Genomic DNA, 11,940 nt, shown 5'->3' on the forward strand with positions numbered 1-11,940 from the left:
ACCGCACCTCACCCGACGGGTTCCGCGACCGTCGCCCGCGCGGTGATCAGCTCGGCCGCCCGGTCGACGTCCTCGCGGGTGCTCCATCGCCCGAGGGACAACCGCAGGGCCGCCAGACTCCGGCGCGGGGACAGCCCCATCGCCGTCAACACCGGCGACGGAGTGGCGCTGCCGCTGTGACAGGCCGACCCGGTCGAGGCCGCCACCTGCGGAATCTCCGCGAGCAACCGGTGCGCGGCCACGCCGTCGATGCTGACGTTGAGGGTGTTCGGCAGCCGTGACGCCACCGGCCCGTTCAGCAGCACTCGATCCCCCAGTCCCTCCCGAAGCCGATCGTGCAGGCGGTCGCGCAGCGCCCGGACGCGGTCGGCCTCACCTGCCGCGAGCGCGTCACCCGCCAGCCGGGCGGCAGTGCCGAGCGCCACGGCGAAGGCCACGTTCTCGGTGCCCGCCCGCAGCCCGCGTTCCTGCCCGCCGCCCCGCACCAACGGCTCCAGTCGCACCCCCGGGCGGACGTAGAGGGCACCGATCCCCTTCGGCGCGTACATCTTGTGTCCGACCACGGTCAGCAGGTCCACGTCGAGGTCGGCGACGTCGACGGGCACCTTGCCCACGGCCTGCGCCGCGTCGCAGTGGAACACCGCGCCGTGCTCGTGGGTGATCCGAGCCAGCTCGGCGATCGGCTGCAGCGCCCCGGTCTCGTTGTTCGCCGCCATGATCGACACCAGCACGGTGTGCGACGTGAGCGCGGCTCGCAACGCGTCCGGATCGACCACACCGTCCCCGTCGACGGGCAGGACGGTCACGTCGACCCCGGCGTTCGCCAGTGCCCGGCACGCCTCCAACACGGCGGGATGCTCGGTGCACTGGGTGACGACGTGCGCTCGCTTGCCCCGGACGGCGAGGGCAACCCCGCACACGGCCAGCGCGTCTGCCTCGGAACCCGAAGCCGTGAACACGACGTGTTCCCCCTGCGCACCGATGACGGCGGCCACCTGCTCGCGTGCGCGCTCCAGCGCCGCCCTCGGCTCCGTCCCGTAGTGGTGGGCACTCGACGGGTTGCCGAACGCGTGCGTCAGGTACGGCACGCAGGCGTCGGCGACGACCGGGTCGACCGGTGTGGTGGCGTTGTGGTCGAGGTAGATCGGCTCGTCGACGAGCCCGGCGGGAACGGCCACGCGCAACACCTTCCTTCCGCTGCGCCTTCCCCGCCGTTATAGCGCCGGAACGGCGGAGGTGCGCGCCGAGCGACGTGGGGGAACACCTGGGTGCGTTCACACGTTAGAGTGGATAGTTGACAGGACAACTACTTCGGGGCGTGGTGACACTCATGCAGTTCGGCATCTTCACCGTCGGCGACGTGACGACCGACCCCACGACGGGCCGGACCCCGACCGAGCACGAGCGGATCAAGGCGATCCTGCGCATCGCGCTCAAGGCCGAGGAGATCGGGCTCGACGTCTTCGCCACCGGCGAGCACCACAACCCACCCTTCGTGCCGTCGTCACCGACCACGATGCTGGGCTACATCGCCGCCCGCACCGAGCGCCTCATCCTCTCCACGTCCACGACGCTGATCACCACGAACGACCCGGTCAAGATCGCCGAGGACTTCGCGATGCTCCAGCACATCGCCGACGGGCGCGTCGACCTGATGCTCGGCAGGGGCAACACCCCGCCCGTGTACCCGTGGTTCGGGCAGGACATCCGCCAGGGCATCCCGCTCGCCGTGGAGAATTACGCGCTGCTGCACGAGCTGTGGCGCAAGGACGTCGTCGACTGGCAGGGCCGGTTCCGCACCCCGTTGCAGGGCTTCACCTCCACCCCGCGTCCGCTCGACGGGGTGCCGCCGTTCGTCTGGCACGGCTCCATCCGCAGTCCGCAGATCGCCGAGCAGGCCGCCTACTACGGCGACGGCTTCTTCCACAACAACATCTTCTGGCCTCCCGAACACACCAAGCGCATGGTCGAGCTGTACCGCGAGCGGTTCGCGCACTACGGCCACGGCGAGCCCCACGAGGCGATCGTCGGCCTGGGCGGGCAGGTGTTCATGCGCCGCAACTCGCAGGACGCGGTCCGCGAGTTCCGCCCCTACTTCGACCACGCCCCCGTCTACGGCGGCGGGCCGTCGCTGGAGGACTTCTCCGCCCAGACCCCGCTCACGGTCGGCAGCCCGCAGCAGGTCGTCGACCGCACGTTGAGCTTCCGCGAGTACGCGGGCGACTACCAGCGTCAGCTCTTTCTCATGGATCACGCCGGGTTGCCGTTGAAGACGGTGCTGGAGCAGCTCGACCTGCTCGGCGAGATCCTTCCGGTGCTGCGCAAGGAGTTCGCCGCACTGCGGGCGTCGGGAGTGCCGGACGCCCCCACTCACGAGTCGCTGCGGGCCGCACGCACCGCCGACGAGACCACCGCGAGGTGACCATGAGTGCCCACACCCTGGCCGTGGTCACGGCCGGACTGACCACCCCGTCGTCCACGCGGTTGCTGGCCGACCGTTTGACCGAGGCGGTGGCCCGCCGCGTCCCCGTGGAGCCCCACGTCGTGGAGCTGCGCGACCACGCCCGCGACATCGCCGACCACCTCGTCACCGGGTTCGCCCCTCCGGCGCTGGCCACGGAGCTCGACGCGGTGGCCAAGGCCGACGGCCTGATCGCGGTCACCCCGATCTTCAACGCGTCCTACAGCGGACTGTTCAAGTCGTTCTTCGACGTCGGCGAGCCCACGGCGCTGCGCGGGAAGCCCGTACTCGTCGCGGCGACGGGCGGCACGCCACGCCACTCGCTCGCCCTGGACCACGCCGTCCGGCCGCTCTTCGCCTACCTCCGCGCGGTCGTGCTGCCCACCGGCGTGTACGCCGCGTCGCAGGACTGGGGTGGTGAGGGCGCGGCCGAACTGGCCGAACGCATCGACCGGGCCGCCGGGGAACTCGCCGACGCGCTGGCCGGACGCCCCACCTCCGCCGCGCCGGAGCAGGAGTTCGTCCCGTTCGACGAGCTGCTGCGCAGGCAGGGCCGCTGATCCGCCCGTCCGTGCTCCGTGCGACGACGGCGAGTGCTCACGGCTCCAGCCGGTCCTCGAACACCTGACCCACCCAGTCGTTCACCCGGAACGTCTCCGTCGGGGTGAACCCCTGGGAGCGGTAGTAACGCACCAACGCCCCGTCGCCACCCGCCCAGCAGTCGACGCGCACGAGACTCCGGCCCCGTCGACGGGCCTCCTGGCGTGCCTCGTCGAGCAGCTGCGCTCCCACGCCGTGTCCGGTGAAGGCGCGCGCCGTGATGAGCAGGTCGACGTAGACCTCCGGCTCGGCCACCGGAGGAATGTGGGCGGGCGGGTGGTCGGCGAAGATCGACGCGCCTGCGGCGACGCCGTCGATCTCCGCCACGACCAGCTGCGGGTGCGCAGCCATGCCCCGCACCCGTTCCACCCGCTTCGGGTCCTGCGAGAAGGGCACGGAACCCCACTGTCCCGTGCGGCCGCGCGCGGTCAGCCACGCCACCGCGCCGTCGAACATGTCGAGCAGCACGGTGACGTCCTCGGGACGGCCCGGCCGGAGTCGAATCTCGTTCACAAGGCGGGGAGCCTACGCGCTTCGATCACGCCGTCACACCGAGTTCGCGAGCGATCAGCATGCGCTGCACCTCGCTCGTGCCCTCGCCGACCTCCAGGATTTTGGCGTCACGGTAGAAGCGACCCACCGGGTACTCGTTCATGAAGCCGTACCCGCCGAAGATCTGCGTGGCGTCGCGGGCGTTGTCCATCGCCGCGTTGGAGGCCACCAGCTTGGCGATCGCGGCCTCCTTCTTGAACCGCTCGCCCCGCAGCATCTTCGCCGCCGCGTTGTAGTAGGCCAACCGGGCGGTGTGGGCACGCAGCTCCATGTCGGCGATCTTGAACTGGATCGCCTGGTACTCGCCGATCCGTCGGCCGAACGCCTCACGTTCCTTGACGTAGCGCAGGCATTCGTCCACACATCCCTGCGCCAGTCCCACCGACAGCGCGGCGATCGCGACGCGACCTTCGTCCAGAATGGACAAGAACTGCGCGTATCCCCTGCCGCGCTCGCCCAGCAGGTTCTCCTCCGGCACGCGGCAGTCGTCGAACGTCAGCCCGTGGGTGTCGGAGGCGTTCCAGCCGACCTTGGAGTACTTCGGCTGCACCGTGAAGCCGGGAGTCCCCGACGGCACGATGATCGCCGAGATCTCCTTGCGGCCGTCCGCGCTGTGCCCGGTGACGGCGGTGGCCGTGACGAGGCTCGTGATGTCGGTGCCGGAGTTGGTGATGAACGACTTGCTGCCGTTGATGACCCACTCGCCGTCGTCGAGCTTGGCGGTGGTCCGGGTCGCCGAGGCGTCGGAACCGCCACCCGGCTCCGTCAGGCCGAACGCGCCGAGCGCCCGGCCCTCGCACAACGCCGGGAGCCAACGCTGCTTCTGTTCCTCGGTGCCGAACCGGTAGATCGGCATCGCACCCAACGACACCCCGGCCTCCAGGGTGATCGCGACCGACGAGTCGACCCGCGCGAGTTCCTCCAGCGTCAGGCACAGCGCGAAGTAGTCGCCGCCCATACCGCCGTACTCCTCGGAGATCGGCAGGCCGAACAGCCCCATCTCACCCATGCGGCGGACGATCTCGTACGGGAACTCCTCCTTCTCGTAGAAGTCCCCGATCACCGGGGCCACCTCGGAGGTGGCGAAGTCACGTACGGTGACCCGCAGGTCCTCGTACTCCTTGTCCAGCCTGTCGTCGATCATGATGCGCCTTCTTCCGGGGTCACCAGAGCGAGGGGTTCGTCGAGCGCGACCTGTTGGCCCGCCCGCACGTCGAGTTGCGTCACGACCCCGTCGACGGGCGCCGTGATCGTGTGTTCCATCTTCATCGCCTCGACGACGAGCAGCGGGGTTCCCGCCTTCACGACGTCGCCGAGCGCCGCCTTGACGACGAGCACGGTGCCGGGCATCGGACTCGTCACCGGTCCCGCGTCCACCGACTCTGCGTGGGAGGCGAGCAGGTTGGGGCGCTCGCTGACCGCGACGGTCCGGCCCTCCCGCGCGTACCAGACCGCACCATCCGGGGCCTCGGCACGCCGGTAGCGGCGGTGTTCGCCCGCCACGCGCACGACGAGGTCGGTGCCGTCCCGGCGGGCGGAGGCCGTCACCGGCTCGGCGCCGTCCACGATCACCCTGGCCCGGTCGGGAGTGCCCTCGACCCGCACGAGCGCCTCCGCGGTCCCCGCGCGCAGCCGCATGGTCAGCCCGGCGTTGCCGCCGATGCGCCACCCGCTCGGCACGTCCCAGGGGTCGACGATCTCGCCGGTCGGCCACAGCGAGAGCACCCGGTCGAGCGCCGCCGCGACGACGAACTCCTCGACGTCGGTGGTGGCATCGGTGAGGCTCAGCAGCTCCCGCTCCACGAGACCGGTGTCGAGCCGTCCCGCGCGGACGTCGTCGTGCCGCAGCAACGCGCGCAGGAACGGCACGTTCGTCGGCACGCCGAGCACGGCGGTGTCGGCCAGTGCCCGATCGAGCCGCTGGAGGGCCGACGTGCGGTCGGGCCCCCACGCGATCACCTTCGCGAGCATCGGGTCGTAGTGCGACGCCACGACGCTGCCCTGTCGCATCCCGGAGTCCACGCGCACGTGCGGACCGGACGGCTCGTGCAGGCCGAGCACCGTTCCGCCCGTGGGCACGAAGTCCCGCGCCGGGTCCTCGGCGTACACGCGCGCCTCCACGGCGTGGCCGTCGAGCCGGACGTCGTCCTGGGTGAACCCCAACCGCTCACCCGCCGCGACGCGGAGCTGCCACTCCACGAGGTCGAGCCCGGTCACCAACTCGGTGACGGGGTGCTCGACCTGAAGCCGGGTGTTCATCTCCAGGAAGAAGAAGTCATCCGGGGCCGTCGACGAGACGATGAACTCGACCGTCCCCGCCCCGACGTAGCCGACGGACCGCGCGGCCTCCACCGCCGCCTTGCCCATCCGCTCTCGGGTGGCCTCGTCGAGCAGCGCCGACGGTGCCTCCTCCACGATCTTCTGGTGACGCCGCTGCAGGCTGCACTCGCGCTCCCCCAGGTGCACGACGCCGCCGTGGCCGTCGGCGAGGACCTGGATCTCGATGTGCCGGGGGTCGGCGACGAACCGCTCCACCAGCAGCCGGTCGTCACCGAAGGCGTTGCGCGCCTCCCGCTGTGCCGATTCGACGGCGGCGGGCAGCTCGTCCGGGGTGCGCACCAGCCGCATGCCCTTGCCACCACCGCCCGCGGACGGCTTCAACAGCACCGGATAGCCGACCCGCTCCGCCGCCGCGGCGACCGAGTCCACATCGGAAACGTCGTTGGCACCGGGAACCACGGGGACACCCGCCGCCGACACCGTCTCCTTCGCCCGGATCTTGTCGCCCATCGCCTCGATCGCCCCCGCGGGCGGACCGACGAATACCAGACCGGCCTGCGCGCACGCCTCGGCGAACGCCGCATTCTCCGCGAGGAAGCCGTAGCCCGGGTGCACGGCCTGCGCACCGGTCGCGCGCGCGGCGGCGATGATGTCCGGAATGGACAGATAACTGCGTGCGGCCTCGGCGGGACCGACCCGGCAGGCGACGTCCGCCTCGGCGACGTGCCGGGCGTCGGCGTCGGCGTCGCTATACACGGCGACCGACCGGATGCCGAGGCGTCGCAGGGTCGAGACGACCCGCACGGCGATCTCGCCCCGGTTGGCGACCAACACGGTGTCGAACATGCCCCTCACATCCTGAAGACGCCGTAGTTCACGGGTTCCAGCGGCGCGTTGGCGGACGCCGACAACGCCAGCCCCAGCACGGTGCGGGTGTCCTTCGGGTCGATCACACCGTCGTCCCACAGCCGAGCCGTCGAGTAGTACGGGTTGCCCTGCTCCTCGTACTGCTCGCGAATGGGGTTCTTGAAGGCTTCCTCGTCCTCGCTCGACCACTCCTGGCCGCGCGCCTCCATCCCGTCGCGACGCACGGTGGCCAGCACGGACGCGGCCTGCTCCCCGCCCATGACCGAGATCCGGGCGTTCGGCCACATCCAGAGGAACCTCGGCGAGTACGCGCGCCCGCACATCGAGTAGTTCCCGGCGCCGAACGAGCCACCGATGATCACGGTGAACTTCGGTACGCGTGCACACGCGACGGCGGTGACCATCTTCGCGCCGTGCTTGGCGATCCCGCCGGCCTCGTAGTCCCGACCCACCATGAAACCGGTGATGTTCTGCAGGAACACCAGCGGCACCGACCGCCGGTCGCACAGCTCGATGAAGTGCGCGCCCTTCATGGCGGACTCGGAGAACAGCACACCGTTGTTGGCGATGATGCCGACCGGGTGACCGTGGATGCGGGCGAACCCGGTGACAAGGGTGGTGCCGTACTCCTTCTTGAACTCGGCGAATCGGCTGCCGTCGACGATGCGGGCGATCACCTCGCGCACGTCGTACGGAGTCCGCGGGTCGGCGGGCACCACGCCGTACAGCTCGTCGGGGTCCACGACCGGTTCCTCGGTGGGAACCACGTCCCACGGGCGCGGCGAACGCGGACCGAGCGTGCCGACGATCGAGCGCACGATGCGCAGCGCGTCGGCGTCGTCGGCGGCGAGGTGGTCGGTGACCCCGGACGAACGGGCGTGGACGTCGCCGCCACCCAGTTCCTCCGCCGTGACGACCTCGCCGGTGGCGGCCTTCACCAGGGGCGGGCCGCCGAGGAAGATCGTGCCCTGGTTGCGGACGATCACCGCCTCGTCGCTCATCGCGGGCACGTACGCGCCGCCCGCGGTGCACGAGCCGAGCACGGCCGCGATCTGCGGGATGCCGCGCGCGGACATCGTCGCCTGGTTGTAGAAGATGCGGCCGAAGTGCTCGCGGTCGGGGAAGACCTCGTCCTGCTTGGGCAGGAACGCACCGCCCGAGTCCACGAGATAGAGGCACGGCAGGTTGTTGTGCAGTGCCACCTCCTGCGCCCGGAGGTGCTTCTTCACCGTCATGGGGTAGTAGGTGCCGCCCTTGACGGTGGCGTCGTTGGCGACGACGACGCACTCCCGACCGGACACCCGGCCGACGCCGGTGATGATGCCCGCGCTGGGCGCCTCGTCGTCGTAGAGGCCGTTCGCGGCCAGCGGCGACAGTTCGAGCAGCGGAGAGCCGGGGTCGAGCAGCGCGTCGACCCGGTCGCGCGGCAACAGCTTGCCCCGCTCGACGTGCTTGGTCCGCGCCTTCTCCGGGCCACCCTGCCGCACCGTGGCCAGCCGCTTCCGCAGGTCGGCCACCAGCTCTTCGTGGTGGGCGACATTGCGGGCGTAGGACTCACCTCGGGTGTCGACAGCGCTGGCGAGAACAGGAGTGTCCATCACACCACCAAGTTAGCACCCGTTAACCTTTCTCAGGCATGTTAGCGCCCGCTAACCAGCGCGTCTAGGGTGCAGAAAGCGATTCGAAAAAACGACGACGGCCGCCGCACACTCGGTGCGACGGCCGTCGATCGGCAGGGTTTCGCGACGAGCCGAGGTGGAACCTCAGCCGGTGACGCTGGTCAGGGCCGCGTAGTAGCCGTAACGCTGACCGTTGGCGGTCGGGTGGTACGACTCCACGACCGGCCAGGTGAGGCTGTGCAGCCAACGCTCACCCGAGGCGCAGATCTCGTGGCCCTTGAAGGCCGGACGCATGTCGACGAAGGTCAGCCCGTGCGCGGCGGCGCGAGCAGCCGTCACCTCGGCCAGCGTGTCCGCACCGGAGTTGATGGCCTCGCGCTTGGTGTCGCTCAGGCCGACGCTGCACGAGCCGCCGATCTCGTAGAAGTGCGGGTAGCCGAGAACCACGATCTGAGCGTTCGGCGCCTTGCTCTTCAGCGTGCTGTACACGTTGTCGAGCCGACCGGGCAGCGTGTTGCGGGCGAAGGTCTTCGCCTCCTCGACACGGGCGATGCAACCGCTGTCCGAGGTCGTCGTGCAGGTCGTCATCACGTTGGCGAAGCCGGCGTCGTTACCGCCGACCGACACCGTGATGAACGTGGTGCTGGAGTCCACCGCCGACGCCTGGTTGATCACGTCGGAGGTCACCGCACCGGAGCACGCGACGAACTTGAAGCTCGACACGCTGTGGGCGTTCGCCCAGAGCTGGGGGTAGGCGTTGGCGCTGCGCATGCAGTCGCCCGAGTCCCCGTAGTCCTTGGCACCGACGCCGGACGAGTACGAGTCGCCGAGCGCGACGTAGTTCACGGCGGCGGGGGCCGCTGTTGCCGAAACAGCGCCTCCGACGAGCGCGAACGCGAACACCATCAGAACCGAGAACAACCGTCGAGTCCGCACTCTCATGGGCGCACCTTTCGTCAGTGATTGGCCGCCCGAAGCTTTATCAGGTGAAGGTGTGACGACTGAAGCTCACGAACCCGACATAACCCGACCGGACCAAGCCGGAAGTCGGGCCGAATCGTTAACCGGCACTAACGAAGGTCGCTACAGTGTCGCTGTGCCTTCGGACTCCCCGCTCGTCCGCGGCGAGAAGACGACTCGTCGCGACCAGATCCTCGCCGCCGCCGCAGAGCTGTTCGCTCGGCACGGCTTCCACGGCGTCGGCATCGACGAGATCGGCGCAGCCGTCGGCATTTCCGGCCCGGCCCTGTATCGACACTTTCGAAGCAAGGACGCGATGCTCGGCGAGATGCTCACGTCGATCAGCCGCTACCTGCTCGACGGAGGCAAGGCCAGAGCCGACGACGGCGGTTCTCCCGACGAGGTACTGGCCGGGCTCGTCCGCTTCCACGTCGACTTCGCGCTCTCCCAGCCCGCGCTGATCACGGTGCAGGAACGCAACCTCGCGAACCTCTCCGAATCGGACCGCAAGGAGGTCCGCGCCCTGCAACGCCGTTACGTCGAGATCTGGGTGTCGGTGTTGCAGGCGGCCGTGCCGGGACTCGGCGACGTCCGCGCCCGCTCCGCGGCCCACGCCGTGTTCGGTCTGATGAACTCCACGCCCCACAGCCGACATCTGCCCGACGACGAACTCGCCGACCTGCTCACCACACTGGCTCTCGGCGCGTTGTACGCCGCCGCGTGACGATCACCCTGGCGGGCGGCACCCAAGACGGCTCGGGTCGTGTTGGATGGGAGCCGTGTGGGCCGACGAACACCACGGGCACGAGGACGCGCTGCTGCGTCGAGCACAACGCGCCCTGGTGGCCGCCGCGCTCTCCGACGAGGAGGACGCGCTCGAAGCCGTCGGCCCTGCAGGCCTGCGCAACACGATGCCACAGACCCGGGAACTGCTGCTTCTGCTCTTCGGCGCGTGCAGCACGATGATCTCCGCCCTCGGCGACGGTGGTGATCGCCCGGTCCGGGTGCAGGTGCTCGACGAGACCGGCGAGGAGGTCTCGATCGACCAGGCGGAACCGGCGATGCGCACGGCCGTGCGCACGCTGCTCGCCGAGGTCCACGGCAACACCGACGCCGCCGCCGACCAGGTGGAGATCGCGCTCGCCAACGCCGCACCCGACGAGGTGGACAGCGTGGTGCTCGCCGCTCTGCACTGGACGCTGCGCCTGGCCACCGAGTGCCTCGAACGCGACCTGCCCGTCCCGGGCTGGATCGAGTCCGTCTTCAGCGAGTAGCCGCTTCCCGGTCGGCGCCCGTCGCCGGGTCGGCCAGCCGGTCGAGGCGGGCTCGCTGGGCAGGGTCCAATCGGATGCGCGCGGCGGCGACGTTCTCCTCCAGATGACGCATGCTGGCGGTGCCGGGGATCGGGACGACGACCGGAGAGCGATCGAGCAACCAGGCGAGCGCGATCTGCGAGGGCGTGGCGTCCGACTCCGCGGCCACGGCGGCGATTTCGGCGTTCGTTCCCGCCTCCCCCATGGCGACGGGGTGCCACGGGAGGAAGGCGATGCCCGCTGCCTCGCAGGCCGCGAGTACCGGATCGTGCGCGCGGTCGAGCAGGTTGTAGCGGTTCTGCACGCTCGCGACGTCGACGATGGCCCGCGCCTGCTCAAGTCGGTCGACGGTGACCTCGGACAGTCCGATGTGGCCGATCTTGCCCTCGTCCTGCAGCTCCCGCAGTGCGCCGAGTTGCTCGGCCAGCGGCGTCTCCGGGTCGATGCGGTGGAGCTGAAGCAACTCGATCCGTTCGACTCGCAGCCGCAGGAGCGCCCGCTCCACCTGATCGCGCAGGATCGCCGGTCTCCCGTCGAACCTCCACCCAGGATCGGACTCCGAGCGCGTGAGACCGACCTTGGTGGTGATCAGCAGCCCCTCGGGGTACGGGTGCAAAGCTTCGGCCAGCAGTTCCTCGTTGGCTCCCCAGCCGTACAGGTACGCGGTGTCGATCAGCGTGACACCGAGTTCGACCGCCCGTCGCGCGACCGCGAGCGAGCCCTCCCGGGCGGGGCCCGGCTCGGTCGGCAGGCGCATCGCGCCGAACCCGAGCCGCCCCACGTCCAGCTCTCCGCCGATGCGGAACGTCGAGGCCGTCATCGCACCTCGAGCAGCGTCTTGCCGAGCGCCCGGCGCGACTCGATGAGGGGCGAACACCACGTCCACCCCTCCCGTTCGACGGCGGATGTCCTCGCCCACCGGTCGTCGCGGTAGTCGACGGTCACCTCGGCGCCGAGATCGGCGGCGAGCTCCCTCTTACGACTGTCTCCCGCGGCCGCGACCACCGTGGCTCCCCTCGCTCGGGCGAGCTGAACCAGCAGGCTCCCGACGCCACCCCCGGCGGCTTCGACCAGTACCCGCTCGCCCTCGCCGACACCGGCCGAGTCGAGCATCACCTGTCCCGCGTCCGGCTCCGGATCCCGGGCCTCCCCGGGCACCAGGACCGCGGGGCCACCGAACCTCATCATGCGCACGACTCACTCCTTTACCAGGTCACCAGCCTGCAACCTCGACTCGACTGGAGGTCAAGATCGCGACGGCACCACGGCAACGCGGACGAGCACAGGC

The 11,940-nt window shown here is 70.2% G+C and carries 12 protein-coding genes; 4 read left to right on the forward strand and 8 right to left on the reverse strand.

What is annotated here, in order from left to right; translation table 11 throughout:
- Positions 1–8 precede the first annotated feature (8 nt).
- The gene (locus JAV51_RS00085) at positions 9–1,178 is read right to left on the reverse strand and encodes a cysteine desulfurase family protein (RefSeq protein WP_197318513.1); all 1,170 of its coding nucleotides are present in this window, start codon (positions 1,176–1,178) and stop codon (positions 9–11) included.
- 152 nt (positions 1,179–1,330) lie between these two features.
- Here JAV51_RS00085 and JAV51_RS00090 point away from each other — a divergent pair, with 152 nt between their 5' ends.
- Together JAV51_RS00090 and JAV51_RS00095 are read left to right on the forward strand one after the other, a co-directional pair.
- Positions 1,331–2,422 carry an LLM class flavin-dependent oxidoreductase gene (locus tag JAV51_RS00090; RefSeq protein ID WP_197318514.1) on the forward strand — a complete coding sequence of 364 codons (1,092 nt, stop codon included), beginning with the start codon at positions 1,331–1,333 and terminating at the stop codon, positions 2,420–2,422.
- Between the two features lie 2 nt (positions 2,423–2,424).
- Positions 2,425–3,021, forward strand: a complete 597-nt coding sequence (locus JAV51_RS00095; RefSeq protein ID WP_197318515.1) for an FMN reductase — start codon at positions 2,425–2,427, stop codon at positions 3,019–3,021.
- A 37-nt stretch (positions 3,022–3,058) separates the two neighbouring features.
- On the opposite strand, the gene JAV51_RS00100 is transcribed toward JAV51_RS00095, so the two are convergent.
- The 5 genes from JAV51_RS00100 to JAV51_RS00120 all read right to left on the reverse strand — a co-directional run bounded on the left by JAV51_RS00100 (position 3,059) and on the right by JAV51_RS00120 (position 9,321).
- Entirely contained in the window at positions 3,059–3,574 is a 516-nt protein-coding gene (locus JAV51_RS00100; protein ID WP_307845692.1) for a GNAT family N-acetyltransferase, read from the reverse strand.
- Positions 3,575–3,599: 25 nt separating this feature from the next.
- Positions 3,600–4,757: an acyl-CoA dehydrogenase family protein gene (locus JAV51_RS00105; RefSeq protein ID WP_197318516.1), complete on the reverse strand. Its 1,158-nt coding sequence runs from the start codon at positions 4,755–4,757 to the stop codon at positions 3,600–3,602.
- Positions 4,754–6,739: an acetyl-CoA carboxylase biotin carboxylase subunit gene (locus JAV51_RS00110; protein WP_197318517.1), complete on the reverse strand. Its 1,986-nt coding sequence runs from the start codon at positions 6,737–6,739 to the stop codon at positions 4,754–4,756. The genes JAV51_RS00105 and JAV51_RS00110 overlap by 4 nt, the downstream gene beginning before the upstream one ends.
- Positions 6,740–6,744: 5 nt before the next feature.
- Positions 6,745–8,358 carry a carboxyl transferase domain-containing protein gene (locus JAV51_RS00115; RefSeq protein WP_197318518.1) on the reverse strand — a complete coding sequence of 538 codons (1,614 nt, stop codon included), beginning with the start codon at positions 8,356–8,358 and terminating at the stop codon, positions 6,745–6,747.
- Between the two features lie 165 nt (positions 8,359–8,523).
- Positions 8,524–9,321, reverse strand: a complete 798-nt coding sequence (locus JAV51_RS00120) for an SGNH/GDSL hydrolase family protein (protein ID WP_197318519.1) — start codon at positions 9,319–9,321, stop codon at positions 8,524–8,526.
- A gap of 154 nt (positions 9,322–9,475) precedes the next feature.
- Here JAV51_RS00120 and JAV51_RS00125 point away from each other — a divergent pair, with 154 nt between their 5' ends.
- Both JAV51_RS00125 and JAV51_RS00130 read left to right on the forward strand, forming a co-directional pair.
- Positions 9,476–10,063, forward strand: coding sequence for a TetR/AcrR family transcriptional regulator (locus tag JAV51_RS00125; protein WP_197318520.1), 588 nt, complete (start codon positions 9,476–9,478; stop codon positions 10,061–10,063).
- A 46-nt stretch (positions 10,064–10,109) separates the two neighbouring features.
- On the forward strand, positions 10,110–10,613 hold the full coding sequence (locus JAV51_RS00130; protein WP_197318521.1) for a hypothetical protein: 504 nt from the start codon (positions 10,110–10,112) through the stop codon (positions 10,611–10,613).
- Here JAV51_RS00130 and JAV51_RS00135 read toward each other — a convergent pair.
- Together JAV51_RS00135 and JAV51_RS20435 are read right to left on the reverse strand one after the other, a co-directional pair.
- Positions 10,603–11,472 (reverse strand): aldo/keto reductase, encoded by an 870-nt coding sequence (locus JAV51_RS00135; protein WP_197318895.1) that lies wholly within the window; start codon positions 11,470–11,472, stop codon positions 10,603–10,605. The two genes, JAV51_RS00130 and JAV51_RS00135, sit on opposite strands and share 11 nt — an antisense overlap.
- Positions 11,469–11,840 carry a zinc-binding dehydrogenase gene (locus JAV51_RS20435; protein ID WP_307845710.1) on the reverse strand — a complete coding sequence of 124 codons (372 nt, stop codon included), beginning with the start codon at positions 11,838–11,840 and terminating at the stop codon, positions 11,469–11,471. The genes JAV51_RS00135 and JAV51_RS20435 overlap by 4 nt, the downstream gene beginning before the upstream one ends.
- Positions 11,841–11,940 lie beyond the last annotated feature (100 nt).

The sequence above is a fragment of the Saccharomonospora sp. NB11 genome (assembly GCF_015910535.1).
GTDB lineage: Bacteria > Actinomycetota > Actinomycetes > Mycobacteriales > Pseudonocardiaceae > Saccharomonospora.